This is a genomic window from Streptomyces hyaluromycini, assembly GCF_002217755.1.
In the GTDB taxonomy this organism is placed as follows: domain Bacteria; phylum Actinomycetota; class Actinomycetes; order Streptomycetales; family Streptomycetaceae; genus Streptomyces; species Streptomyces hyaluromycini.
The window spans coordinates 1101652-1128065 of record NZ_BCFL01000017.1; the positions used below are offsets into that span (position 1 = coordinate 1101652).

Consider the following 26414-nt stretch of genomic DNA (forward strand, 5'->3'; position numbering starts at 1 on the left):
CCGTGAGTACCACCCTTCACAGGGCGACGACGGATCGGGCCGGCGCTCCTAGTGTCGGCCTCGCCGGCCTGCCGCTGGGCCGGCGGGTGTTCCGAGTCAGGAGAGTGCGATGAACAGACACCTTGCGGTACGGATCGGTGCGGCCGTGGCCGCCGTCGCGGCCGCGACGGCACTGGCGACCGGTCCCGCGACCGCCGTGTCCCGGTCCGCCGGACACCCGGGGACGGGCGCCGCCGCCGGCCCGGTGTCCGCCCGCGAGACCGCGGCCGACAAGGCGCTGGTCACCTACGTGTACAAGCAGCTGTTCACCTACTACGACACGTCCGTGATCGACAAGTACATCTCTCCCGACTACGTCCAGCACAACCCGACCGTCGCCAACGGCCCCGAGGCGCTGCGTCAGTTGGTGGAGAACCTGAAGGCGACGGCCACCCCGGGCAGCGGGTCGGTCACCACGCACGTGATCGCGCAGGGCGACCTCGTCCTGCTCCAGACGAACGCGGGCGCGTCCGCCACGTCCAAGGGCATCGTGCTCGTCGACGTGTTCCGGGTGGCGAACCACAAGATCGTGGAGCACTGGGACACCATCCAGCCGGTCCCCGCCACCACGGCCAACGGCCACGACATGTTCTCCACGCTCACCTCGCCGCAGACCGACGCCGCCGGCCCGGCCTCGCACACCGCCGCGAGCGAGCGCGTCGTACGCGCCTACGTCCAGCAGCTGACCGGCCGGAAGGACCTCGGCGCGGTCGACCGCTACGTGTCACCGAAGCTGGTCCAGCACGACCCGGCGCTCGCCGACGGCGCGGCCGCGACCAAGCAGGCCTACGCGGACCTCTTCGCCGCGCATCCGCAGTACCAGGCCACCGTCGCCAAGGTCGTCGCCGAGGGCGACCTGGTCGCGGTCCACCTCCACGACCAGAACAGCCCCTCCGACCTGGGCACGTCGGTGTACGAGATCTTCCGGGTGCGGGGCGGGAAGATCGTCGAGCACTGGGCGGTCACCCAGGCCGTCCCGGCCACCTCGGCCAACGGCAACAGCATGTTCTGAGCGGGGGCGTCCGCGCCCGCCGACGAGCCCCCGTCCCCCTGCCCCCGTCCCCCCTGCCCCCCGTCCCCCTCCGTCCGCCTCCGTCCGCCTCGTACGAGAGCAGAACGTCATGAGCCAGTCCCGCCCCCGGTCCGCCCGGCCCGGCGCCGGCCCGGAGGTCGCTCCCGGCGTTGTCCGGCTGGGGGATCCCCTCGTCAACTTCTACCTGGTGGATCACCCCGACGGGCTCACGCTCGTCGACGCGGGCCTGCCCGGACAGCGGGGGCGGCTCCTCGACCACCTGGCCGCCGCCGGCCGGAGCCCGGCCGACATCCGTGCCGTCCTGATCACCCACGCGCACCCCGATCACATCGGTCTCACGGCGGAGCTCCAGCAGGCCGGCGCGGAGGTGTGGGTCCACGAGGACGACCGGGTCATGCTCACGGACGGCCCGCGCAAGGCCATGCGCCACGCCAGGTCCGAACGCTCCCCGCTGCCGTACCTCGTCCGCCGTCCCGCCGCGCTCGCCGCCATGGTGTCCATGGCCCGTCAGGGCGCCTTCACCGCGCCCCCGCCCGCCCGGGCGCGCACCTTCGGCCACGGCGCGCGGCTGGACGGCGTGCCCGGCCGGCCGCTGGCGGTCGCGCTGCCCGGCCACACCCCCGGCAGCACCGGCTTCCACTTCCCCGACCAGGGCCTGTTCTTCACCGGCGACGCCCTGGTCACGCAGGAGGCCTTCACCGGGCACACCGGCCCCTGCCTGGTCTGCCGCGCCTTCACCCACGACTCGGCCGCCGCCCTCGCGTCCCTGGACGCCATCTCCGGGCTGTCCCAGGACACCGTCCTGCTGCCGGGGCACGGTCAGCCGTTCGACGGCGGCCCCCGCGAGGCGGTCGCCCGGGCCCGGAGCTTCGGCGTCCGCTGACCCCGCCGAGACCTCCGTCGGCCCCGCGCGTCTTAACCCGTGTGACTCGACCTCTTCAGATGGCGTATGCTGATGTCACCGACGCGGGGTGGAGCAGCTCGGTAGCTCGCTGGGCTCATAACCCAGAGGTCGCAGGTTCAAATCCTGTCCCCGCTACTGAAACTCAGGGCCGGAATCCAAGTTCGAGGATTCCGGCCCTGAGTCATATCCCGGCACGTGTTCCCCATCACACACGTCCGCACTCATCCGCCCGGCCCACCCCATTCGCCCCACCCGCTCACAGCGGCAAACCTGGACGGACAGGCATCGAAGACATCGGACGCGTCGAACACGTGGGACATCAGGGGGGTCGTGTGGCGAGCCGTGGAGAGGCGGAGCAGCACGGCCAGGCATCCGTCCGCACCCTCGCCCGCTACCTGCCCGCGCTGCTGATCGGCACGGGCGTCTGTTACGACGTCCTCACCCCCCAGCCCTTCACCGCGGTCCCCTTCTTCACGGCCGCCCCGCTGATCGCCGCGCCCCTGTCCGCCCTGCGCACCACCGTCCTCACGGGTCTGGCCGCGCTCCTGGCCGCCTACGCCGTGCACGCGCGGTTCGCCGTGCTCCCGGACGCCGACGCCGTGACCGAGGTCGTCACCGTGGTCACCGTCGCCGTCCTCGCCGCCGGCATCAACCGGATCGTCCGCATCGGCGACCAGCGCCTCGCCTCCGCCCGTGAGGTCGCCGAGGCCGCCCAGCGGGCCGTCCTGCCCGAGCCCGCCGAGCGGATCGGCGGCTTCGAGATCGCCGCCCGCTACGAGGCGGCCCAGGAGGGCACCTTCATCGGCGGCGACCTGTACGCCGTCCAGGACACCCCGTACGGCGTGCGGCTGGTCGTTGGTGACGTCCGCGGCAAGGGCATGGGCGCGGTCGCCGCCGTCGCCGTGGTGATCGGCGCGTTCCGGGAGGCCGCCGAGCAGGAGGCCACGCTGGAGGCGGTGGCCGGGCGGCTGGAACGGGCGCTGGCGCGCGAGGGCGTCCGGCGCGGCGGCATCGACGCCCACGAGGGGTTCACCACCGCCGTGCTCGCCGAACTCCCGCACGGCGACGGCACACTCCGGGTCGTCAACCGCGGTCATCCGCCGCCCCTGCTGCTGCACGGCGACGGCGAGGTGTGCCCGGTGCGGGCGGCGGAGTCCGCGCTGCCGCTCGGGATGGGCGAGCTGGGGGCGTGGCCCGACCGGGCGGCCGAGCACGCGTTCCCGAGCGGGGCCACACTGCTGCTGCACACCGACGGCCTCTCCGAGGCCCGGGACGCGCACGGCCGGTTCTACGACCCCGAGCGGCGGCTGAGCGGTCGTACCGTCAGCGCCCCCGGCGCGCTGCTGGCCCGGCTCGCGGCCGAGGTGCGCCGGCACACCGGCGGCGGCATGACGGACGACATGGCGCTGCTCGCGGTGCGGCGGCCCTGAGCGCCGACCAGGTGCTATGTCACACATCGTGTTCGGACGGCCGCCCTCCGCATCACAACTGAGTCACCATCAAAACCTGTGTGACTCCTGAGCTGAGCAGCGAGCACAGCCAAGTCGACCGTTTTTGACCGTTCCTGGCAGGTAAGTCCAAGCTTTGAAAGCTTAATGATCAAGACGAACGGCTTGGAATCTGATAGCTGGGTCTATTAACGTTCGATAACGCAGCGCGGTCGTCCCAGCCGTCACCCGAGATGGCTCCGTGCGCACGCGCCGAATCCCGCAAGGGAACCGGGGAACCACCACCTTGGGGTGAATCGCACGGCTACCGCCGGGTAGGAAACGGCCGGTATACGCGCGTAGGAGACCTTCCCGCTCCGAACCCGTCAGCTAACCCGGTAGGCGACGGAAGGAAAGGAGTACGCCCGCGTGGCGTCCAACCGGCCTGCTCCGACAGCCCCGTTCGTGCCCAGCCAGCGTCAACCCGACACCTTCGGCTACGGCAGCTACCGCACCGACGAGGGCCCCTTCGAGGAGTGGAACCCCACCGAGGAGTCCCTCGCCTCGGCGCGCGGCCGGCACCGGGTCGCCAAGCAGCGCGGCGGCGGACTCGCCCGCAGCTCCACGGTTCTCGGCGTCGGCGTCATCGCCGCCGTCGGCGCGGGCGGCATGGCCAGCGCCAACACCGGCAAGCCGCCGGTCTCCATCTCGCTGCCCGACCTGCCGGCCTCCGTCGACTCCCTGCTCGGCGAGGGCGGCGGCCACCAGGCCACCCAGACCGCGCTCAGCAGCGTCACCACGACGACCGCCACCGACGCGGACTCCTCCTCGTCCGGCGCCGGTGAGACGCTGCGCAACCGGATCATCGCCCAGGCCGCGCAGCAGCAGAACCAGCTCGACACCAAGGCCAGCGCCAAGGCCGTCGCCGCCGCCGACAAGGCGACCGCCGACGCCGAGGCCAAGGCGGAGCAGGCGGCCGCCGCCAAGGCCGCCGACGCCAAGGAGAAGGCCGAGGCCTCCGCGAAGCAGAAGGCCGAGCAGGCCCGCCTCGCCGAGCTGGCCAAGCAGTACACGCTGCCCGTCGTGTCGTACACGATCACCGGCACCTTCGGCCAGGCCGGCTCCATGTGGGCCTCCGGCTACCACACCGGCCTCGACTTCGCCGCGCCCACCGGCACGCTGATCAAGGCCGTGCACAGCGGCACGGTCACCGAGGCGGGCTGGGCCGGCTCCTACGGCTACCGCACGATCATCACCCTCGACGACGGCACCGAGCTGTGGTTCTGCCACCAGTCCTCGATCGGCGTCAAGGTCGGCCAGAAGGTCTCCACCGGCGACGTCATCGGCCGCGTGGGCGCCACCGGCAACGTCACCGGCCCGCACCTCCACCTGGAGGTCCACCCGAACGGCCAGGCCACCGCCATCGACCCGATGACCTGGCTGCGCGGCAAGGGCCTCAACCCCTGACGTGACCCCCGACGGAAACCCACCGCCCCCGGCGGCCCCGACGACACCCCCCCGGCGTCAGGGCCGCCGGTTCGGTGTGCCGGGGATTCCGCTTTTACGAGACCTTCGTAATCGACGGGATGGGGCACCAGGCGGCCCGTGTTGAAGTTGAGCATGACTGCTCTTCGCAAACTCGGCTCCTCCGACCTTGAGGTCTTCCCGCTCGCCCTCGGCGGCAACGTCTTCGGCTGGACCGCCGACGAGGCCACCTCCTTCGCCGTCCTCGACGCCTACGCCGCCGCGGGCGGCAACTTCGTCGACACCGCCGACTCGTACACGGCGTGGATCGAGGGCCACAAGGGCGGCGAGTCCGAGACGATCATCGGCTGGGGGTCCCCCCGGCCGAAGGCTGGGGGAGGGTCAAGGCGCGCGGCAACCGCGACGACGTCGTCATCGCGACGAAGGTCAGCCAGCACCCCGAGTACCTCGGCCTGTCCGCCGCCAACATCAAGGCCGCCGCCGACGCGTCCCTGCGCCGTCTCGGCACCGACCACATCGACCTCTACTACACGCACTTCGACCAGCCCGAGATCCCGGTCGAGGAGATCATCGGCGCGCTGGACGAGCTGGTGCGGGCGGGCAAGGTCCGGCACATCGCCGCGTCCAACATCACCGCCGAGCGCCTCCAGGAGTCCCTGGACCTCTCCGACCGCGAGGGCCTCGCCCGGTACGTCGCCCTCCAGCCCCACTACAACCTGGTCTCCCGCGACACCTACGAGGGCCCCCTCCAGGACCTGGCCTCCCGCACCGGCCTCGCGGCCGTCCCCTACTTCGCCCTGGCCGCCGGCTTCCTCACCGGCAAGTACCGCCCCGGTACGACGGTCGACAGCGTGCGAGCGGGCCGGGCCGCCCAGTACGCCGAGTCGGAGCGCGGCCAGAAGGTGCTGGCGGCCCTGGACGAGATCGCCGCGGCCCACGAGGCCCCGATCCCCACGGTCGCCCTGGCCTGGCTGGCGGCCCAGCCCACCGTCACGGCCCCGATCGCCTCGGCCCGCACCCTCGAACAGCTCCCGCCCCTGCTGGGCGTGGCGGACCTGACCCTGACGGACCAGGAACTGGCACGACTGACGACGGCTTCCGCCTGACGGGCTCCTTCGACCTGCCGGCTTCCACCCGGCGGCCCTCCGTCTGACCGCTGTCGCCTGCCTTCGTCCGCTCGTTCTCCTTTTCCCGCCGCTCACAAATCTTTTCCGCCGCAACGGCGCTCAGCCCCCACGGCGCATCCCGGCGGTGCCGAACCCTCCGCAACCCGAAGCGCTAGCTCCGGTACGGGTTGTAGGACGGATACGGCACCGCCGCCCCGTACCACCCCGGCCCTCCATAAGCCGGAGGCGCATAGCCGGCGTACCCCGGCCACCCGCCCGGCGCAGCCGTCCGTGCCGCGTACTCCAGGGCCGGCCGCACCAGCTCCCGCCGGCTCCACAGCTCGGTCAGCAGCTCCCGCTCCCGCACCACGAAGTCGGCCCCCGCCCGCCCCTGCTGCCCGCGGCGCCGCAGCAGCGCGAGCGTCGTCGCGTACCCCTCGTACTCGGCGACCGCCCTCCCCGCCGCCTTCCCGAAGTGGTACGCGGCGTACTCCCTGGCCATCTGGCGCGCCCGCATCGACCCGAGCACGAGCGGCTCGGCCGCCCCCAGCCACCCCGCGTAGACGTACGCCGGCAGCTCCTCCCGCACGGTCCGCAGCTCCCGCTGCCGCGTCCAGATCGCCAGCCAGGTCAGCAGCCCGAACGCCGGCACCATGAACATGCCGTACACGGCGAAGAACCCGTACTGCCCGAACGTCGAGGACCCGTTCCAGAACGCGTGCATGCTCATCGCGAGCAGCAGCCCCGCGAGCGGCACCAGCACCCGCCGCGCCCGCTGCCGTTCCCCGGAGAGGGCGGCGATGCCGAAGCCGATGCCGGTGAGGACGGTGAAGAGCGGGTGCGCGAACGGGGACATCACGATGCGCACGAAGAACGTCGCGGCGGTGACGGAGGCGATCCCGCTGTCACCGGTCAGCTGGTCGGTCCCGAAGGCCGTACCGAGGTAGAGGATGTTCTCGGTGAACGCGAACCCGGTGGCGGTGACCCCGGCTATCACCACCCCGTCGACGATCCCGGTGAAGTCCCGTCTGCGGAAGAGGAAGACGAGGAGCACCGCGGCCGCCTTGGCCGACTCCTCGACGACCGGCGCTATCACGGTCGCCCCGAGCCGGTCGGCGCTGCTCGGATCCGCGGTCGCCGTCGCTATCCATCTCGTCGCGAAACTGTTGGCGACGATGGCTATCAGCGCGGCCGCGCAGGCGCCCCAGGCGAAGGCGAACAGCACGTTCCGCCAGGGGCCGGGCTGTACCCGGTCGAGCCACCGGAACGCGCCTACGAGCAGCGGCACGGGCAGCACGGCGAGCCCGAGCCCGACGAGAAAGCCCTCCGTGCCCGTCTGCTCCCGCACCAGCGCGAGGATCACCAGGCCGGAGAGGGCGAGCAGCGTGCCCAGCGCTCCGTACCGCACCCAGCGCCGCTGCCACCAGCGAGGATGCCGCAGTCCGTCGCCGGCGAGGCCCGGTGGATACGGCGGATACGACGGGTATGACGGATTCGGCGGATGCTGCGGGTACGGCGAGTACGGCGGCGGGGAGGTGGCCACGGCATCGACCCTAACGAGGTGACTCCTGACGGTGCTGCTCGCTCTGCGGCACCCGGTGCTGTACGCGACGGAAGAGCAGATCGTTCACCACATGTCCCTTGTCCAGTCCCTGGCCCTCGAAACGGGTCAGCGGCCGGTGCGCCGGACGTGGCGCGAAACCGCCGTCGGCCTGCGTGTTCTCGAACTCCGGGTGCGCGTCCAGCACTTCGAGCATCTGCTCGGCGTACGGCTCCCAGTCGGTCGCGCAGTGCACGATCGCCCCGGGCCGCAGCCGGGTCGCGGCGAGATCGAGGAACTCCGGCTGGATCAGCCGCCGCTTGTGGTGCCGCTTCTTCGGCCAGGGGTCCGGGAAGTACACGCGCAGCCCGTCCAGCGAGTCCGGCGCCAGCATCTCCCGGAGCAGGATGATCGCGTCGCCGTTCCCGACGCGGACGTTGGACAGCCCGTTCTGGTCGGCGAGGTTGAGCAGGTTCCCCTGGCCCGGCGTGTGCACGTCGACGGCGAGGATGTTGACGCCCGGGTCCTCGGCGGCCATCTGCGCGGTCGCCTCGCCCATCCCGAACCCGATCTCCAGCACCACCGGGCCGCCGTTTCCGAACAGCTCGCCGAGGTCGATGACCTGCTGCCCGTCGATGTCCAGGCCCCACTTGGGCCACAGCCGCTGCAGCGCGTCGGCCTGCCCGGCGGTGACCCGGCTGCGGCGCGGCTGGAAGCTGCGGATCCGCCGCTCGAAGTGCGACCCGGCGGGATCGGCCCTGGGCCCGTCCGGGAACCGCGGCTCCCCCTTGGCCCGGGTGTGCCGGACGGACACCCCGGGGGCGTGGTGAATGTGCTCACCGGGAGCATGCTCGGCGGGCTGGGGGGCTTCGGGGGCATTGAGGGAGTCAGACACAGTGGGTCGATTTTACGGCCCCTGCAGGGCGGCCTGCGGGGTGTCACACCGAGCCCAGCGTCTCCAGCGCCCGCCGCGCCACCTCCCGGCCGATCGGCAGCGAGGCGGTCGCCGCGGGCGAGGGCGCGTTCAGCACGTGGACCGCGCGCGGTGCCTCCTTGATCAGGAAGTCGTCGACGAGCGTCCCGTCCCGCAGCACGGCCTGCGCCCGCACCCCCGCGGCCGTGCGCACCAGGTCCCCCGCCTCGGCAGCGGGCAGCAGCCGCCGTACGGCCGCCGTGAACGCCCTCTTCGACGCCGACCGGAGCAGTTCCCCGCCCCCGTACCGCCAGTGCCGCCGCGCCAGCGCCCAGGCCCCCGGCCAGGCCAGCGTCCCGGCGACCTCCCGCGGCCGTACGACGCCCCACCCGTACCCCTCCCGGGCCAGCGCCGGTACCGCGTTGGGCCCGATGTGCACGCCTCCGTCGATCCCGCGCGTGAGATGCACCCCGAGGAACGGGAACGCGGGGTCCGGCACCGGGTACACCAGTCCCCGCACCAGCTCCGGCCGCGCCAGCTCGTAGTACTCCCCGCGGAACGGCACGATCCGCATCCCCGGCTCGTCCCCGGTCAGCCGCGCCACCTCGTCGCAGTACAGCCCCGCGCAGTTCACCAGCACGCGCGCGCGTACGACGTCCCCGCGCGAGGTGAGCACGGCCACGCCCCGCTCCGGCCGCCGGTCCACGCGGACCACCCGGGCGCCGTACCGGATCTCCGCCCCCGAGGCCTCCCCGAGCTGCCGGGCGACCCCCACGAAGTCGCACACCCCGGTCGTCCCGACGTGTATGGCGGCGAGCCCCCGCACCTCGGGCTCGTACTCCCCGATCTGCGCGGCCCCGAGCTCCCGCACCGGAATCCCGTTCTCCCGGCCGCGCTGCACGAGCGCGTGCAGCCGGGGCAGCTCCTCCCGCTCGGTGGCGACGATCAGCTTGCCGGTGACGGCGTGCGCGATCCCGTACTCCGCGCAGAACTTGACCATCTCCGCGGCACCCTTGACGGCGTACCGCGCCTTGAGCGACCCGGGCCGGTAGTAGATCCCGCTGTGGATGACCCCGCTGTTCCGGCCCGTCTGGTGCCTCGCCGCCCCGGCCTCCTTCTCCAGCACGGTGACCCGGATCCCGGGCGCGGCACGGGTGATCGCGTACGCGGTGGACAGCCCGACGATCCCACCCCCGACGACGAGCACATCACAGTCGTACGCAACCCCGGCAGACACCTGCACCACCTCCCACGCTCGATAGTGCACTGCGCCACTGACAGCCACTTCAAACGCACGGGACCGCGGCGCGCCTCTTCAGGGCCTGGGGACATGCGCCCCGTAAGGGGCGCGGGGAACTGCGCGACCAGCCCCCACGCACCCGCACCCGCCCTCCGGACAGAACCCGGCAGACGGCTAGGCGATCCTCACGCCGGCGCCATCAACAACGGCCGCGCCCGCTCCCGCAGCTCCACCACCCTCGGCTCGTCCCCGTACGGTTCCAGCCGGTGCAGCAGATCCTTCACGTACTCCGTCGTCCGCGCCGACGAGATCCGCCCGGCCACCTCCACGGCCCGCACCCCCTGCTCGCAGGCGGCGTCGAGGTTGCCCGACTCCAGTTCGGCGACGGCCGAGACCACCAGCCGCAGTCCGTGCGACCGCACGAACTCCTCCGTCGGCTTGGAAAGGGCCTGCTCCGTGAAGCGCCGCACCTGCCGCGGGGCCTTCAGGTCCCGGTAGCACTCGGCCGCGTCGGCGGCGAACCGGTCGTAGCCGTAGAAACCGAGCCAGGAGGGATCGTTGTCCCCCTCCCGCGCCCGCTCCAGCCACCCCTCCGCGGCCTTCAGCGCGGCCCCCGCGGCCTGTGCGTCACTCGCACGCGCGTGTGCCCGCGCCTCGACCAGCCGGAAGAAGCTCATGGTCCGCGCGGTCGCCAGCCCCCGGTTCCGCTCCACCGCGGCCTGCGCGAGGTCGACGCCCTCGTCGCCGAAGCCCCGGTAGGTCGCCTGCAGCGACATCGATGCCAGGACATACCCGCCGAGCGGCACGTCGGCCGCCGCGCGGGCGAGCCGCAGCGCCTGGATGTAGTACCGCTGCGCGGCCTCCTGCTGTCCGGTGTCGAAGGCCATCCACCCGGCCAGCCGCGTCAGTTCGGCACTCGCCCCGAACAGCGCCCGCCCGACCTCGTCGGAGTACGCGCCGAGCAGCAGCGGCGCCGCCTCCACGCGTAAACACTCCGGCACCATCGACGACCGCCAGTCGCCGCCGCCGTACTTGGAGTCCCAGCGCCTGGCGTCCTCGGCGGCCTCCCGCAGCTTCTGCACGTCGCTGTGGCCGACTTTGAGCGGTGCGCCCGCACCGTCCGCGGCGTTCGCCTCGCGCGCGACCGAACTGTCGGCGGGGGTTATCAGCCAACGCGAGGCGGGCGTTGCGTATGCGCTTACCGCGAACGATCCGGCCAGCGACTGCCAGATGCCGCCGGCACCGGCCCGGCGGCCGGCGAGGTCGAGGCGGTACAGCTCCGTCGCCGACCGCACTGCCTGGCCGACGTCTCTGGGGAAGGCGAGGCCCACTTCGGGGGCGGGATCCGCGTCCGCCAGGCCGATCTCGTGGAGCGGCACCGGGCGGCCCAGCTTCTGGCCGATCGCGGCAGCGATGAGGTGCGGGGCGGCGCCCTGCGGCACCATCCCCTTCGACACCCAGCGCGCCACCGACGTCTTGTCGTAGCGAAGAGTCAACCCGCGTTGAGCGCCAAGATCGTTGACGCGTCGCGCGAGTCCTGCGTTGCTGATTCCCGCGAGGGCGAGAACGGCGCCGAGTTTTTCGTTCGGCCCGCGTTGCTCCCTGGACATGCGCCACCCCTCGACACAGACGGCTGCCGCGCTGGCATAACCACGCGGCATTCGTAAACCCAGCGTAGTTCGCCGCATCCCAAGCGTTAAGAGGCATTGTTCCGGATGGCGGGATTGTGGTCCGTACGCGAGTGCGGCCCATATACGCACCGTGCACGACCTGTCGCGGCGTGCCCCCGCCGTGTGGCCGTGCGCCCGTCCGTGCGCTCTTCTCCGGCCAACGGGGGAGCGGTTCCATGGCTAGTGCGTGGGTCGGCCCGCTGTACTGGATCCAGTGGGCTGGGGGACACCGCCACCTTCATCCCCGCGGGTGGCGGACCGGTCCGGGAGGCGATGCCCGCCTCCCGGACTGTGCGCGTTCGAGCACACGCGCGTGCGATGCGCAAAGCATGTACGGAGCGTGCGCAAGCCCCTGTGGTCATCGCCGATTTGGCCGAAAATCGCCCCCACCTTTCGCGGGCGTCCAACGCTCCTACCACGGGAATTGAGGGCGCGAAGGGCGTTTTGGGGGAGCGTACAGGGGGCGCATTCGCGTCGCAGTCGCCCGCTGCCGTAAGGCGATCGGCTCCCGCCGGGACACTTCCACAGCACGCGCGCGTGGCCGGTCCTGCGGCAACTCCGTGAAATCTTCCAGGGATCAAAGGCGGCCCCACCGCCCCTCCGGAGCGCGTCCTTCATGGCAGCATGGGGACCCGGTTCGTACCGTGCATGGTTGTCCACAGCCTGTGGAGGCGTCGATGCGGTGGTTGGTGGGATGGAGCAGCACCGCCTCCGGTGCCGCCACGATCGGCTCCGCCGGCGCCATGGGCTACGACGGCGAGACCGTCCACCCCGTCGGCTCCCAGCTCCTGTGGGGCGACCCCGATCCGCTCTGGGCGGTCGGCGACTGGCGCCCCGACGAGGTGCGCGTCATCAAGGCCGACGCGCAGAACCGCATCGCCGTCCTCGGCACCTGCGGCGCCACCGACGAGGAGCTGCGCCTCGGCCTCTTCACGGCGCGCGGGGGCGCACTCCGGCATCTGACCGCCTGGCCCGGCAGCTACACCGCCGTCGTCCAGGTCGGCCGCCGGGTCACCGTCTGCGGCGACCTCGCGGGCGCCCGCCCGGTCTTCTACAGCCCCTGGGCAGGCGGTACGGCCTACGCCACGGCCGCGCTCCCGCTCGCCGACCTCATCGAGGCCAACCTCGACTACGGCCACCTCGCGGCCCTCCTCGCCGTCCCCGACGTGCCGGCCGCGCTGCACGACTCGACCCCTTACGAGGGCGTGCGGCGCATTCCGCCGGGGCATGCGCTGATCCTGCGCACCGGGGCGCGCGAGGTCGCCGGGTACGAGCACGTCGCCTCGCTCGCGGTCGCGGCACCCTCCGCCGACCCCGACCGTGCGGTGGACGCGGTACGGGACGCGCTCGTAGAGGCGGTACGCGCGCGGCTGTCGGCACCCCGGCACGTCCCGGACATCGACCCCGGTCCGGTACCCGGCATGGGCCCCGCCGAGCGTCGTGCGGCGCGCGGGATGCCGGTCCCGGGCATCGGCGCCGACCTCTCCGGCGGCCCGGCGTCGGGGACGCTCGCCCTGCTGGCCGCGGGCCTGCCCGGGATGCCCGGCACGGTCCTCGGCCACGGCACGGGCGCCGGCGAGCGCCTCCTCGCCGTCACCTTCAACGACCTGGCCGTGGGCGGCCGCGAGGCCGAACTCCAACGCGCGGGCACCCTCGCCGCCAACCCGCGCCTGCACCATGTGGTGGTCACCGGCGGCGAGGAGATACTGCCGTACGCCGACCTCGACGGCCCCCTGACCGACGAACCGGGTCCGTCCCTGATCTCCGCGGCCCGGCACCGCGCCCGGCTCGCCGCCGGCAGCGCCGACCACTTCACCGGCTACGGCGCCCGCCAGGTCCTCGACGCCCACCCCGCGCGCCTCGCCGACCTGCTGATGGACCGCAAGCGCCGCCACCTCGTCCGCCCGGTCGCCGCGCTCGCCAAGGCCGACGGCTCGGTGATGGTCCCCGCGCGCGTGTACGGCGCGGCCCGCCGACTGGCGCGTACGCCGTACCGCGCGGGCGTCGAGTCCCTCGCCGAGCGCCTGCTGCGGCGCCGGTTCGACGACCCCGGAGGCGCGGTGGGCGCGTCCCTCGCGGCGCTCACCTGGGCGAGACCGGGCCCGGCGGCGCGCTGGCTGACCGGCGAGGCCCTCGCTGAAGTATCGGTTCTGCTCCAGGGTTCGGCGAACCGCTCCGGCGTCGGCCCCGGGCAGCGCCCCGGAGACTATCGCGCGCGTGCCGTGCTGGCCCGCCACGCGGCCGACATCCGCGTCCTGGAACAGGCCGCCGAGATCCGCTCCCAGCGCCTCCACACGCCCTTCCTCGACAACCAGGTGGTCCGCGCCTGCCGCGACCTCCCCGAGGCGCTGCGCGTCCAGCCGGGCGCCCGCGCGGCGATCCTCCGCACGGTCCTGGAGGGCGCCGGCGTCACCGACCTCCCGCCGGGCTGGGGCGCCCCTTCCCACGCCTCCTCGGCGGCCGCCACCCGCACGGGGCTGCGCGTGGCGGCCGACGACCTGATCTCCCTCTTCGCGACGCCGCTGCTGGCGCAGGCGGGCCTGGTGGAGGCGAGGGTGGTCCGCAAGGCGCTCCGCGCGGCGGCCGCGGGCGAGCCGTTGCCGCTGGACGGGCTGGCCGACCTGGTCTCCCTGGAGCTGTGGCTGCGCCGGCTCCTCTCCCGCCGGGGCACGTGCTGGTCGGGGACGCCGGCACGCGCACGTGCGGTGCCTGCCGGGGTGACGCCGATGAGGGGGGCGTTGGCGTCGGGGGCGTGAGGTACCGAATCCTGGGCGTGGCCCAAGCCATCGACGACCAGGGCACCCCCATACCCGTCGGCGGCCCCCGCCTCCGCGCCCTGCTCACCGTCCTCGCCCTCCGCCCCACCCGCACCCTCACCCCCGAGACCCTCATCGAGGAGATCTGGGCGACGGACGACGACCCGCCCCAGGACGCCCCGGCCGCCCTCCAGGCCCTCGTCGGCCGGCTCCGCCGCACCCTCGGCAAGGACAGCATCGCGTCCGGCCCCGGCGGCTACCGCCTGGCGGCGACCGAGGACGACGTCGACCTGCACGTCTTCGAGCGGCAGGTACGCGAAGGCACCCGAGCCCTGGCCCTCGGCGACCCGGCGGCAGCCCACCGCCTGCTCACCACGGCCCTCGCCCTCTGGCGCGGCCCCGCCCTCGCCGACCTCCCCGACCGCACCGCGGCCGCCGCCCGCCCCGAGGCGCTCCGGCTGGAAGCCACCCGCGCCCGCGCCGACGCCGCCCTCCGCCTCGGCCGTGCCGCCGACGCCGTACCGGAGCTGACCGGGCTCACCACGGCCCACCCGTACGACGAACCGCTGCACGCCCTGCTCATCCGCGCCCTGCGCGACACCGGCCGCCCGGCGGACGCCCTCGCCGCGTACGAGACCGCCCGCCGCACCCTCGCCGAAGGCCTCGGCACCGACCCCGGCCCGGAACTCCGGGCACTGCACGCGTCGTTGCTCACCCAGGAGCCCGCCCCCCTCGGCGCACCCCCGCCCCGCACCGGCAACCTCCGTCCGCGTCTTACCTCTTTCGTGGGTCGGGAACCCGAACTCGAAGCCGTTCGTTCCGAATTGCACAGGGCCCGTCTCGTCACCCTCACCGGACCGGGCGGCTCCGGAAAGACCCGTCTCGCCGAGGAGGCCGCCGCCGCGCTCCCGCAGGCATGGCTCGTCGAGCTCGCCCCGCTCGACCGGCCGGAGGCGGTGCCGGGTGCGGTGGTCAGCGCCCTCGGTCTGCGCGAGACCGTGCTCATGACCAACGAGCCGGCGACCGTGCAGAAGGACCCCACGGCCCTGCTCGTCGAGTACTGCGCCCCGCGCAGCCAACTCCTGATCCTTGACAACTGCGAACATGTCATCGAAGCGGCCGCCGCCCTCGCCGAGACCCTGCTCACCCACTGCCCGGGCCTCACGGTCCTCGCCACCAGCCGTGAACCCCTGGGCGTCCCCGGCGAGTCGGTGCGCCCGGTCGAGCCCCTCGCCCCCGAGCAGGCCCACCGCCTCTTCGAGGAGCGCGCCGCCACCGTCCGCCCCGGCACCGCCGCCGTGCCGAGCGACGCGGCGGCGGTCGACGAGATCTGCCGCCGCCTGGACGGACTGCCCCTTGCGATCGAGCTCGCGGCGGCCCGGCTGCGGCTGCTGACACCTCGGCAGATCGCCGACCGGCTCGACGACCGCTTCCGTCTGCTCACCGCCGGCAGCCGCACCGTCCTGCCCCGCCAGCAGACCCTGCGCGCGGTCGTCGACTGGTCCTGGGACCTGCTCGACGAGCGGGAGCGGACGATGCTGCGCGAGGTGTCCGTCTTCGCCGGCGGCTGGGACCTCACGGCGGCGGAGGCCGTCTGCACCGGACCGGCCGCCGACCTCGTCGGCGCGCTCGTCGACAAGTCCCTGATCGTCGCCACCCCGGACGGCGCGGACGGCGCGGACGGCGCGCACGGCACCGGCGGGATGCGGTACCGCATGCTGGAGACCATCCACGAGTACGCCGTCGAGCGCGCCGCGGAGGTCCCCGGGCTGCGCGCGGCGGCCGAGCGGCGGCACGGCGCGTGGGTGCGCGCGCTCGTGGAGGAGGCGGAGCCGAGACTGCGCTCCGGGGAGCAGCTCCCCTGGATCCGCCGCCTGGAGACCGACCTCGACAACATCCGGGCCGCCCTCGACCGGGCGGTCCGCGCGGGCGACGAGGTACAGGCGGGCCGGATCGTCCTCGCCGTCGGCTGGTTCTGGTGGCTGCGCAACTACCGCCAGGAGGCGACGGCCTCGGTGCGCGCGGTACTGCGCCTGGGCGCCGCCCGGGACGCCCTGCCCGAGGGCGCAGGGCCGGACGAGCTGCGCGCGCTCGCCGACGCTGCGGACCCCGTCGGCACGCTCCTGGCGGCCCCCGACGCCGAGGACGGGCACCCGCTGTACGAACTGCGCATGGACCTCAGGCTGCTCGACCTGTTCCTGGTCTCCGAGTCCGGCCAGCCGGACCTGATGACGGACGAGCGGACTCCGCGGTACGTCGCGCTCGTCCGGGCCGCCTTCGAGGCGGGCGGTCCCCGGGCCGCCCGGCTGCCGGGCATCGTCTGGCCGCTCACCGCGTGGACCCTGGGCGGCCCCGCCGTGGACATCGCCCCGGACATGTCCGCCGTGGTCGCCAACTGCCGGGCGTACGGCGGCGACTGGGAGGTCGGCGTCACCCTGATGTACCGCACCCACATCCTGGTCGACTCACCCGGCAACCTGCGGGGCGTCGACGAGGACCTGGCCGAGCTGCGCGTCCTCAGCCGGCGGGTCGGGGACCGCTGGATGGGCGCGCAGGTGTGCAGCGCGGCCGGCGAGGCGGCCATGGCGCGCGGCCGGTTCGCGGCGGCGGAGAGCGAGTACCGGGAGGCGCTGCGGCTCGCCCACGAGGTCGGCGCGTACGCGGAGACGCCGTTCCTGCTCGCGCGGCTCGCCGAGATCGCCTTCCGCTCCGGTGACCGGGCGGGTGCCCAGGCCACCCTCGACCGGGCGGGCGAGGGCTCCGACCGGTACGGGGTGGCGGAGTCGAAGGCGTACGTGGCGGTGCTGCGGGCGCTCCTGGCCCATGACGACGGGGACCTGCCCCGGGCGCGCGAGTACTACGAGACCGCCCGTACCCTGACGGTGGCCGGCTCCGCGCCCCCGCAGTTCATGGCCGCGATCCATGCCGTCGACGCCATGATCACGGCCCTGGAGCACGGCCCCGCGCGGGCGCTGCCGGTCGTGGCCGACGGGCTGCGCGAGGCGGTGGAGTACCGGAGCGCCGAGGTGATCACGGCGGCGCTGGTGGACATCGGCGCCGACCTGCTGGCCCGGCTCGGCGATCTTTCGGGGGCGGTACGGCTGTACGCCGCCGCCGACCGCTGGCGTGCCGGGAGCGTCCGCCCCGAGCCGGAGCGCACCCGCGCCGAGGAGGTCGACGCGGCCGCCCGCGCGACGCTGACCCCGCAGCGCTACGCGGCCGAGCGCTCGCGCGGCGCCTCCCTCACCGAGGAGGACGCGCTGTGCGAACTGAGCAGCACGCCGACCGCCGCCACCGGCACCTGAGCCGGGGCACCGGCCGCTACCGGCAGGTGAACTTCGACTCGGCCCAGTCGGCGAGCGCCACCGCGTCGAAGGCGGTCCGCGGTTCGACGACCAGACGCACGGTCCGGTGCCCGGTCAGGTCCACATGGACGGGTACGGCGGCCTGTCCGCCCTCGACCACCCCGGACCGCCACAACCGCGCCCCGTCCGCGTAGACGGCGAAGGTGACCTGGCCGAGGCCGAGGGTCATGTCGTCGACGCCGGCCATCGCGTCGTACGCGGTGCACTGCCGGTTGAGGTCGATGGTGACGGAGGACCGGCCGTGCACGGTGACGCCGTGCGCGTACTCCTTGCCGGCGACCGTCACGCCGTACCGCTGCCACACCCAGCTGCTCTCGCCGAGCCGCATCTCGGGCCGGGTGCCGTCGCCGGTGACGTCGAAGCCCAGCTCGCTCCACTGGTAGACGACCGGGGCGGGCGGCGGAGTGGGTGTCGGCGTGGGGGTGGGGGTCGGTCTCGGGGTCGGGGTGGGTGACGGGGTGGGGGTCGGCTTCGGACTCGGGGTGGGACGGGGGCTCGTGCTCGGGGCCGGTGTCGGGGTCGGTGTCGGAGTGGGTGTCGGGGTCGGTTCGGGGGCGAGGACGACCGGCTCGGGTGCCGGTTTCCTCTTCGTCGGGGTGGGGGTCGGTGCCCCGGGCCGCACGGCCGGCGCGGACGGGGTGGGTTTCGCGGCCTCCTTGACCGGGTGGCTGTCGTTCGTCAGGGCGAGGGCCACCACGGCGATCGCCGCCGCGACCACTCCGGCGGCGATACCGGCCTTCACCGGCCCCGCGAGCCCCTCCGAGGCGGCGGCACCCCCGGCCCCGCCGCCCGCCCGGCCGGACGAACCGCTCGCCGCGGCGGCCGCGCCCGCGGCCCCCGCTCCGGCGCCCCCGGCGATGATCCCGAGCGCCTTCGCGTACCCGGCGGCCCCGAACCAGCCGATGACCGCGACCGGTACGACGGCCGGGATACCGCTCGCGACCTCTTCGATCTGGGCGGCGGCCAGCCGGCACCTGGCGCACTCCTCCAGGTGCTTGCGCAGCCCCCGCTCGGCGCGGACCCGCAGCTTGCGGCGGGCGTAGCCGCCGAGCAGGTCGGCGTAGCGGGCGCACTCCTCGTCGTCGATGAGGGAGGCGCTCACATGGGCCTGGAGGTAGGCCTGCTTGAGGCCCTCACGGGCCCGGCTGGCGAGGACCCGGGTGCCGTTGGCGTCCAGCCCGAAGAGGACGGCCACCTCGCTCGGCGACTCGTCCTCGACCTCGGTGTGCCACAGCACCGCCTGCCAGCGCTCCGGCAGCGAGCGGAAGGCCTGCATCGCCATCGACTGCTCGGCCTCGTGCATCGCGCGCACATCCGCGCCGAGGTCGAGTGCGCCGGCGTCGGACACCTCGGTGCCGTGCGAGGCATGGGCCGCGAACAGCGCGAAGTCGTCGACGAGTTGCTCTCGCCCGGCCGACTTGATCCACTGCGCGGCGACCCGCCGTACCGAGGTGAGCAGGTAGGCGCGCACGGCGTACTCGGGCCCGGACCCGCCGCGCACCGCCTGCAGCATGCGGGCGAACACCTCGGCGGTCAGGTCGTCGGCGGTGTGCCGGTCCCGGCAGCAGCTCCGCGCATAGCGCCGCACCGCGTCCGCGTGCCGCCAGTAAAGCTCCTCGTAGGCCGAGTCGTCGCCGGCCCGCATCCGCTCGATCAACTGGCTGTCGGGGTGCGGCAGCTCCCGGGGCGGCCGCAGGACACTCCCGTCCCGCTGTGCCGGAACGTTCCCTTCCGGCGGTTCGCCGGCCGGTGGCACCCCGGCCCGCCCGCCCTGGCTGGGCACCTGCGGCGAGGCCGTCCCCTCACCGACGGACTCGTCCCACCCGTCAACGCTCATCGCGGAACGCCCCCGATGCCTGCCCAACCGACCGAATCACCGGCTCAGACTGCCACACCGCCTTTTACCCGGACCCCGGAGTGACAACACGGTCACCCGGAAGGGGAAACGGCGGGACTGGAGCGGCCCCGGAAGGGGAAACGGCGGGACTGGAGCGCCCCGCAAGGGGCGCGGGGCTGTGTTTGATGTGCGGCCGCCGCCGGGCGGGCGCGACCAGCCACAACTCACCCGCACCCGCCCACGGTCATGCCCCGGCACACGCCGCCGCGCTCCCGCGGGCACCGCGAGCCACCATCACTGCCGGGACCGCAGCCCCTCCAGCAAGATGTCCAGCAACCGAGCCGAAGCCGCCGCCTGCTGCGCAGCATCCGGCAGGGACGGCGCCGCCGTGGCGATCACCAGCAGCACGTCGGACACCGAGACGTCCGGGCGCAACTCGCCCGCCTCCCGAGCCCGTTCCACCAGCCGCCCCACGACGTCGAGCAGCGCGGCCGCGCCCGAGTCGTCGTCGGCGGCGTCGGCCACCGGCTCCCGCTCCTCCGGCACCAGCCGCAACTCCCCGGCCCCCGGCTGCGTCCGCTGCTGCGGCACCCGGGCCTCCTCGGTCCCGGAGCCGGCCCCGGAACCGCCGATCTCCTCCGGCACCCCGACCCGAAGGACCTGCGGCGGCAGCAACCGCCCGGCCCCCGACGCCACCGACGTCCGCAGGAAGCGCGACAGCGCCGACCACGGCTCGTCCTCCTGCCCGAGCGCGGCCCGCGCCTGGTCGGTCAGCCGGGAGGTCTCCTCCTCGGCTATCCGCCGTACCAGCACGTCCTTGCTCGGGAAGCGCCGGTACACGGTGCCGACCCCGACCCGCGCCCGCCGCGCCACGTCCTCCATCGGCGCGCCGTACCCCAGCTCGCCGAAGACCTCACGCGCCGCACGCAGCACGTGCTCCAGATTGCGCTGTGCGTCCACCCGCAACGGCGTCGTACGCGGCCCGTCACCGCGTCCGTTGCCCGCCGTCGCGCTCACCGTTCCGCCACCGGCCGCCAGAGCGGAGGCCGATGCCCAATGTGTGTCCTGAATGTGCATTTGTATTCCCCCGGTTAACGACGTCTCCCCCCGGAGACTCTCCCCGTCACTGATGGCCGGAGTGAGCGGAACTGCGACCGACCCATGACCGATCCATGGACCCCGGGCCGGGCGGACCGCCCGTCGCGACCCGTTCGACCACATCCCCTACACCCCGTCGACACACGAACATAGTTGAGAGGCTGTCAATTCAGAAGGGGGACGTTCCGCACGGTGCGCCCCCCGATCGGAGTACGGGTCGTTTACCTCCCGATTCGGTGCCTTCGCGCCTCCCTGCCCGCCTCCGCTGACCTGGCCCTTTTCGTCCGGCCCGGCGTGCGCGCCCGGCGCCCGGCACAACCGCCGTCCGGTCACACAAATTGCCGGGGCTGTGGACAAACAACAGTCACGGGTGCGTCATGGGATGGTGAAGGAACGTGCGCGCATTCTCGTTGTCGGCGGCGGCTACGTCGGGATGTACACGGCCCTGAGGCTGCAACGGAGGCTGAAGCGGGAGCTCAGGCAGGGTGAGGTCGACATCACTGTCGTCGCCCCCGATCCCTACATGACGTACCAGCCGTTCCTTCCCGAAGCGGCCGCGGGTTCGATTTCCCCTCGGCATGTCGTCGTACCCCTGCGGCGCGTTCTGGACCGGTGTCATGTGGTCATCGGCGAGGTGACGTCCGTCGAACACGCCAAGCGCACCGCCGAAGTCGCCACCCTCGCCACCGCCGAGGAGCGAAAAGGCGCCACTTTCCTGGAGTACGACGAACTCGTCCTCGCCCCCGGCTCGATCGCACGCACGCTGCCCATCCCCGGTCTCGCCGAGCACGGCATCGGCTTCAAGACCGTCGAGGAGGCCATCGGCCTGCGCAACCACGTCATCGAGCAGATGGACATCGCCTCCTCCACCCGCGACCCCGCGATCCGCGACGCGGCCCTCACCTTCGTCTTCGTCGGCGGCGGCTACGCGGGCGTGGAGGCCCTCGGCGAGCTGGAGGACATGGCCCGCTACGCCTCGCGGTACTACCACAACGTCCAGCCCGAGGACATGAGATGGATCCTCGTCGAGGCCACCGACCGGATCCTCCCCGAGGTCGGCCCCGAGCTGGGCCGCTACACCGTCACCGAACTGCGCCGCCGCAACATCCAGGTGCTGCTGAACACCCGCCTGGAGTCCTGCGCCGACCGCGTTGCCGCCCTCAGCGACGGCCAGCGCTTCCCGACCCGCACCCTCGTCTGGACGGCCGGCGTCAAACCGCACCCCCTGGTCGCCGCCACCGACCTGCCGCGCACCCCGCACGGGCGGCTGAAATGCACCGCCGAACTGACGATCGACGGCGTCGACCACGCATGGGCCGCGGGCGACGCCGCCGCCGTCCCCGACGTCACCGCCGCCGAACCCGGCACCGAGACCGCCCCCAACGCCCAGCACGCGGTCCGCCAGGCCAGGGTCCTCGGCGACAACATCGTCCACGCACTGCGCGACGAACCCCTCGACACCTACGCCCACAAGTACGTCGGCTCCGTCGCCTCCCTCGGCTTCCACAAGGGCGTCGCCCAGGTCTACGGGCGCAGGCTGAAGGGCTACCCTGCCTGGTTCATGCACCGCGTCTACCACCTGAGCAGGGTGCCCACCTTCAACCGCAAGGCCCGGGTGCTCGCCGAATGGACCCTCTCCGGGCTCTTCAAACGGGAAATCGTCTCGCTCGGATCACTCGAACATCCCCGAGCGGAGTTCGAACTCGCGGCCGGTGGAAAGCCTCCTCACAGTCCCTCTGACGACTCGAACGGGTCGTCCTGACGGAACTCAGGAACTCCACGGCCCGCCCCGGCGTCTGACGGATGTCGTCGCCGACGGCCACCCTGCCAGACTGCCCCCAGACCGAGCACAAGGCTTCTCCCCAGCTTCTCCCCAGAACTGCACCGGGGGACTTCCCCCGGCCCCCGGCCGCTCCCGGAGCCGGCCGGAGACGACGACACGAGGCAAGGATTCGTGAACTTCACGCGCTGGAGCGCCCGGCTCCCCGGAACGCAGCGCCGCGCCGCAGCGCGGACCGAGCACGCGGTCCCCGCGGACCGACGGGGGGAAGGCTCCGTGCCCGCGGCCCGCGCCGAACAACTGACCGACAACCCGCCCTGTGTGCCCGCGGTCGACGAACTGCCCGCCCGCGGCGTCCTCGACCACGTCCCGGCCCTGGTCGCCCTCGTCCACGGCCCCGACCACCACATCGCGTACGTCAACGACGCCTATACGACCGCCTTCGGCGTACGCCTCCCGGGCGCCCCCGCCCGCGAGGCGCTGCCCGAACTCGCCGAGCTGGGCCTGCTCCCCCTCCTCGACCAGGTCCTGCGCAGCGGCAAGCCCCGCACGCTCAAGTCCCGCAAGGCTCTCGACGGCCGCACCTACACGTTCACCTGCACCCCGGTCGCCGAGAACGGCGACCGCGACGGCGGCGTCCTCCTCTTCGCCACCGACGTCACCGACCACGCCGAGGCGGCGGAGCGGCTGCGCGCCAGCGAACGCCGCCAGCGCGAGACCGCGGTGACCCTGCAGCGCAGCCTGCTCCCGCAAGAGCTCGAACAACCCGACGACCTGCGCATCGCCGCGACCTACCAGCCCGGCGGCACCGAGGCCGCGGTCGGCGGCGACTGGTACGACGTCATCACCCTCGGCGGCGGCCGCACCGCCCTCGTCATCGGCGACGTGATGGGCCGGGGCGTCCGCGCGGCGGCCGTCATGGGCCAGCTCCGTACGGCGGTCCGCGCCTACGCCCGCCTGGACCTCCCCCCGCACGAGGTCCTCCAGCTCCTCGACGGCCTCGCCACCGAGATCGACCCCAACCAGATCGCCACCTGCGTCTACGCCGTCCACGACCCCAACGAGGGCCGGCTGGTGTACGCCTCCGCCGGCCACCTCCCGATCCTGGTCCGCGACGAGCACGGCAGCGTGCTGCGCACCGACGAGCCGACCGGACCGCCGCTCGGCACCGGCGGCTGGGTCCACACGTCCGGCTCGGTACCGCTGGGCCCCGGCTCTACGGCTGTCCTCTACACGGACGGCCTGGTCGAACGCCGTGACCAGGACCTGGACGAGGGCATCGCGGCGCTGGAGCGCGCCCTGGCGGGAGCCACCGGCACCCCCCAGGTCGTCTGCGACCGCCTGGTCCGCTCGGCCGGGGTCACGGCCGACCACGACGACGACGTCGCCGTCCTGGTCCTCCAGCATCCGGCCCGTACGGGCCCGGACAGCGACTTGTTCCGCAATGCCGCCCTGGAACTCCTCGGCGGCATCGAGGCGGCGCCACGCGCCCGTGCGTTCGCCTCCGGCGTGCTGACCAGCTGGCGTTTCCCGGCCGATCTCCACGACCTGGGCGTCCTCGCCACGAGCGAGCTGGTCGCCAACTCCCTGCAGCACGGCACGCCGCCCATGCGGCTGCGGCTCCGCCGCACCGACCGCCGGCTGATCATCGAGGTGACGGACGGCGACGACCATCTGCCGAGGCGCCGCCGCGCGGAACCGGGCGACGAGTCGGGGAGGGGCATCGCCATCGTGGCGACGATCGCTTCGGGGTGGGGGTCGAGAAGGACGCCCGGAGGCGGGAAGGCGGTGTGGTGCGAGTTCGTACTGCCGAAGGGGTAGCGCCGTAGGGGTGCGGCCCTTGTGTTTTGGCTGCGGGTGGGTGGGGGCTGGTCGCGCAGTTCCCCGCGCCCCTAAAGGGGCGGCACCCCGCCAACGCGGGCGAGTGAAACCCCCTGCCCCAGCCCCCAACTACAACTACGCGGACACGGACTCCGAAGTCGCCCCGCCTCGCGCCACGACCCTGCTCCTCGCCGCGAGCCAGGGCCGGTCCTGGACGTCGGTCAGCCGCTTGCCCAGCCGCACCGCCAGCACACTGATCCCCAGCGAGAACAGCAGGAACGTCACGACGTACGGCGCATGCAGCGAGGCCCCCATCGGCCCGCCCACCGCCGGCCCCACCGCCAGCGCCAGCTGCTTGACCAGCGCGAACGCCGAGTTGTACTGCCCGGCCATCCCCGTCGGCGCAAGGTCGGCCACCAGCGGAGCCACCGTCGGCGACAACATCGCCTCACCCAGCCCGAACAGCGCGTACGTCGACACGAACGCCGCCGTCGCCATCTCCTGGCTGCCGTGCCCCAGTCCCGCGTACCCGGCCGTGACCCATGCCATGGCCCAGATCAGCCCGACCCCGGCGATCACCCGCGAACGCCGCCGACGCTCGACGAACTTGAGCACGGCGAACTGCGCGACGACGATCATCAGCGTGTTCGCGGCCAGCGCGCTCCCCAGCGCGGACGTGGATATCCCCGCCGCCTCCACGCCGTACGCGCTCAGCCCGGACTCGAACTGTCCGTAGCAGGCGAAGAACAGCACGAAGCCCAGCACGGACAGCTGCACCATCGCCCGGTTCCCGAGCAACTGCTTCCAGCTGCCCTTCGCCGACGAAGAGGCCGGCGTGTCCCCGATCCGCGGCGAGTGCGGTATCCGCACCGTCGACATCACGACGGCCAGCAGCAGGAACATCGCCGCCTCGATCGCGAAGAGGACAGTGAAGGAGGAGACCCTGGTGGTGTCGACGAGGTGGCCGCCTATGAGGCCACCGACGCCGAGCCCCAGGTTCTGCAGGAAGAACTGCGTGGCGAAGGCCCGGGACCGGGTCTCCGCCGTCGAGCAGTCCACGATCATCGTCGCCAGCGCCGGCTGCATCACGGCCTGCCCGGCCCCGAGCAGCGCCGCCGCTGCCAGCACGGTCGCACCGCTCCCCGCCAGCCCCAGGCTCAGCGCACCGATCGCGGCGGTCACCAGGGCGGTGAGAAGGACCGGCAGTGGGCCGCGCCGCACGATCGCCCGGCCGGCGAACGGCAGCACGATCAACGCGGCCACGGCGAAGACGGCGAGCACGAACCCCGCCGTCATGGCACCGAGCCCCCGCACCTGCGCCACATAGACGTACAGGTAGGGGACGGTGAAGCCGAGCCCGAACGCGCTGAGTGCGTTGCCCACGTGGATCCGGCGCATCGCTGCGCCCATCGCCCTGGTCACGTTCACCTCTCTCAGGTCGTCAAGTCATGGACTGATGAAGTCTCAAGACTTTGAAGCTAAAGTTCGAAGCTAAAGACTACATCGTGAAGGACTTCAACGCCAAGCGCGTCCGTGCGATACTTCGGCTCATGGCCGACACCCCCGGCGCCGGCGAGCCGACCCTCGACGAACAGATCGCCGCCTACCAGCGCGAATTCCAGGACCTCGACCCCCAGGTCGAGAAGATCGTCTCGGCGCTGTCCCGGCTCAACCGCCGTATGAACGTCGCCTACGGCCGACAGACCGGCGCCCTCGGCATCAGCAGCGCGGAGTGGGAGGTCCTCAAGGCGCTCGTCCTCTCCGGGGTCCCCTACCGCATGGGCCCCAGCGAGCTGGCCAAGCGCCTCGGCCTCACTCCCGCCGCGATGACCCACCGCATCGACCGGATGGTCGCCGAAGGGCTCGTCACCCGGGAGAGGGACGAGTCCAACCGCGTCCGGGTGATCGTCGAGCTGACCCCCGACGGGCGCGAGAAGTGGCTGGAGGCCATGCGCCTCGCCTCCGTCTTCGAGGAGGATCTGCTCCAGGACCTCTCCGCGGGGGAGCGTGCGGTCCTCGGCGAGGTCCTCACCAGGCTGCTGCGTCGCGTCGAGCACGCCCAGCCCGACGCCGGCGGCCGGCTCACTGACCTGGACTGACGCCGGGGCACGCGGGCCGCGGAAAAAATCTTGACAGGGGAGGGTTGACACCCCCCTCCCCGCCCCGTAATGTTCTTCGGGTTGCCACGGAGCCGTAACGGTTCTGCGACAGCACCTCCGCCACATGAGCGGCAACCCAAACCACCAGCACGATCTCCCGACCGGGTTGATTTCGGCGTGCCCGAATTCAATTCGATTTGGGGTCTCAGTGGTGCCCGGTCGGACCGCAAGGCCCGATTGGGAATCGCGGAGCTGATCCGCTAAGGTTTGGGACGTCGGAACGGCCCAACAGCCGCGAAGG

General features: G+C 73.1%; 16 protein-coding genes, 1 tRNA gene, 1 pseudogene and 1 riboswitch. Of the genes and pseudogenes, 11 read left to right on the forward strand and 7 right to left on the reverse strand.

From position 1 onward, the window contains the following. The first annotated feature begins 109 nt into the window (after positions 1-109). From SSP29_RS13030 to SSP29_RS13055, 6 genes and pseudogenes are all read left to right on the forward strand, one after another. Positions 110-1051 carry a nuclear transport factor 2 family protein gene (locus tag SSP29_RS13030; protein WP_089100689.1) on the forward strand — a complete coding sequence of 314 codons (942 nt, stop codon included), beginning with the start codon at positions 110-112 and terminating at the stop codon, positions 1049-1051. A gap of 109 nt (positions 1052-1160) precedes the next feature. Beyond that, the gene (locus SSP29_RS13035) at positions 1161-1955 is read left to right on the forward strand and encodes an MBL fold metallo-hydrolase (RefSeq protein WP_089100690.1); all 795 of its coding nucleotides are present in this window, start codon (positions 1161-1163) and stop codon (positions 1953-1955) included. Between the two features lie 82 nt (positions 1956-2037). Further along, positions 2038-2111 (forward strand) — tRNA-Met (locus SSP29_RS13040). 197 nt (positions 2112-2308) lie between these two features. Then, positions 2309-3406, forward strand: coding sequence for a PP2C family protein-serine/threonine phosphatase (locus tag SSP29_RS13045; protein ID WP_089100691.1), 1098 nt, complete (start codon positions 2309-2311; stop codon positions 3404-3406). A gap of 258 nt (positions 3407-3664) precedes the next feature. Next, positions 3665-3825: riboswitch (cyclic di-AMP (ydaO/yuaA leader) on the forward strand. Between the two features lie 7 nt (positions 3826-3832). Beyond that, on the forward strand, positions 3833-4870 hold the full coding sequence (locus SSP29_RS13050) for a M23 family metallopeptidase (protein ID WP_089100692.1): 1038 nt from the start codon (positions 3833-3835) through the stop codon (positions 4868-4870). Between the two features lie 153 nt (positions 4871-5023). After that, positions 5024-5994, forward strand: a pseudogene (locus tag SSP29_RS13055) (aldo/keto reductase). Between the two features lie 172 nt (positions 5995-6166). Here the strand turns inward: SSP29_RS13055 and SSP29_RS13060 are convergent. From SSP29_RS13060 to SSP29_RS13075, 4 genes are all read right to left on the reverse strand, one after another. Next, positions 6167-7537, reverse strand: a complete 1371-nt coding sequence (locus SSP29_RS13060) for a PrsW family intramembrane metalloprotease (protein WP_174855950.1) — start codon at positions 7535-7537, stop codon at positions 6167-6169. 10 nt (positions 7538-7547) lie between these two features. Next, the gene (trmB, locus tag SSP29_RS13065) at positions 7548-8429 is read right to left on the reverse strand and encodes a tRNA (guanosine(46)-N7)-methyltransferase TrmB (protein WP_150134062.1); all 882 of its coding nucleotides are present in this window, start codon (positions 8427-8429) and stop codon (positions 7548-7550) included. A 43-nt stretch (positions 8430-8472) separates the two neighbouring features. After that, on the reverse strand, positions 8473-9693 hold the full coding sequence (gene lhgD / locus SSP29_RS13070; protein WP_089100693.1) for an L-2-hydroxyglutarate dehydrogenase: 1221 nt from the start codon (positions 9691-9693) through the stop codon (positions 8473-8475). A gap of 179 nt (positions 9694-9872) precedes the next feature. Next, complete coding sequence (locus tag SSP29_RS13075) at positions 9873-11297, reverse strand: NsdA family TPR-like regulatory protein (RefSeq protein ID WP_089100694.1); 1425 nt, start codon at positions 11295-11297, stop codon at positions 9873-9875. Between the two features lie 737 nt (positions 11298-12034). Between SSP29_RS13075 and SSP29_RS13080 the strand changes: the two genes are divergently transcribed. Both SSP29_RS13080 and SSP29_RS13085 read left to right on the forward strand, forming a co-directional pair. Continuing rightward, entirely contained in the window at positions 12035-14113 is a 2079-nt protein-coding gene (locus SSP29_RS13080) for an asparagine synthase-related protein (protein WP_089100695.1), read from the forward strand. Then, complete coding sequence (locus SSP29_RS13085) at positions 14110-17418, forward strand: AfsR/SARP family transcriptional regulator (protein WP_174855951.1); 3309 nt, start codon at positions 14110-14112, stop codon at positions 17416-17418. The genes SSP29_RS13080 and SSP29_RS13085 overlap by 4 nt, the downstream gene beginning before the upstream one ends. 16 nt (positions 17419-17434) lie before the next feature. Here the strand turns inward: SSP29_RS13085 and SSP29_RS13090 are convergent, their stop codons facing one another. Both SSP29_RS13090 and SSP29_RS13095 read right to left on the reverse strand, forming a co-directional pair. Beyond that, positions 17435-19315: a sigma-70 family RNA polymerase sigma factor gene (locus tag SSP29_RS13090; RefSeq protein ID WP_089100696.1), complete on the reverse strand. Its 1881-nt coding sequence runs from the start codon at positions 19313-19315 to the stop codon at positions 17435-17437. A 294-nt stretch (positions 19316-19609) separates the two neighbouring features. Continuing rightward, positions 19610-20392, reverse strand: a complete 783-nt coding sequence (locus tag SSP29_RS13095; protein WP_089100697.1) for a TetR/AcrR family transcriptional regulator — start codon at positions 20390-20392, stop codon at positions 19610-19612. Between the two features lie 403 nt (positions 20393-20795). Between SSP29_RS13095 and SSP29_RS13100 the strand changes: the two genes are divergently transcribed. Next, positions 20796-22175: an NAD(P)/FAD-dependent oxidoreductase gene (locus SSP29_RS13100; RefSeq protein ID WP_089100698.1), complete on the forward strand. Its 1380-nt coding sequence runs from the start codon at positions 20796-20798 to the stop codon at positions 22173-22175. A gap of 192 nt (positions 22176-22367) precedes the next feature. Beyond that, entirely contained in the window at positions 22368-24014 is a 1647-nt protein-coding gene (locus tag SSP29_RS13105) for an ATP-binding SpoIIE family protein phosphatase (protein WP_089100699.1), read from the forward strand. A 135-nt stretch (positions 24015-24149) separates the two neighbouring features. On the opposite strand, the gene SSP29_RS13110 is transcribed toward SSP29_RS13105, so the two are convergent. Next, positions 24150-25436, reverse strand: coding sequence for an MFS transporter (locus tag SSP29_RS13110; protein WP_150134067.1), 1287 nt, complete (start codon positions 25434-25436; stop codon positions 24150-24152). A gap of 128 nt (positions 25437-25564) precedes the next feature. Between SSP29_RS13110 and SSP29_RS13115 the strand changes: the two genes are divergently transcribed. After that, on the forward strand, positions 25565-26113 hold the full coding sequence (locus SSP29_RS13115; protein ID WP_089100796.1) for a MarR family winged helix-turn-helix transcriptional regulator: 549 nt from the start codon (positions 25565-25567) through the stop codon (positions 26111-26113). The last annotated feature ends 301 nt before the right edge of the window (positions 26114-26414 follow it).

Coding starts and splice junctions, on each gene's coding strand:
- SSP29_RS13095 (WP_089100697.1), bottom strand. CDS start 20,392: ATGCACATTCAGGACACACATTGGGCATCGGCCTCCGCTCTGGCGGCC.
- SSP29_RS13100 (WP_089100698.1), top strand. CDS start 20,796: ATGGTGAAGGAACGTGCGCGCATTCTCGTTGTCGGCGGCGGCTACGTC.
- SSP29_RS13030 (WP_089100689.1), top strand. CDS start 110: ATGAACAGACACCTTGCGGTACGGATCGGTGCGGCCGTGGCCGCCGTC.
- SSP29_RS13035 (WP_089100690.1), top strand. CDS start 1,161: ATGAGCCAGTCCCGCCCCCGGTCCGCCCGGCCCGGCGCCGGCCCGGAG.
- SSP29_RS13090 (WP_089100696.1), bottom strand. CDS start 19,315: ATGAGCGTTGACGGGTGGGACGAGTCCGTCGGTGAGGGGACGGCCTCG.
- SSP29_RS13115 (WP_089100796.1), top strand. CDS start 25,565: ATGGCCGACACCCCCGGCGCCGGCGAGCCGACCCTCGACGAACAGATC.
- SSP29_RS13075 (WP_089100694.1), bottom strand. CDS start 11,297: ATGTCCAGGGAGCAACGCGGGCCGAACGAAAAACTCGGCGCCGTTCTC.
- SSP29_RS13080 (WP_089100695.1), top strand. CDS start 12,035: ATGCGGTGGTTGGTGGGATGGAGCAGCACCGCCTCCGGTGCCGCCACG.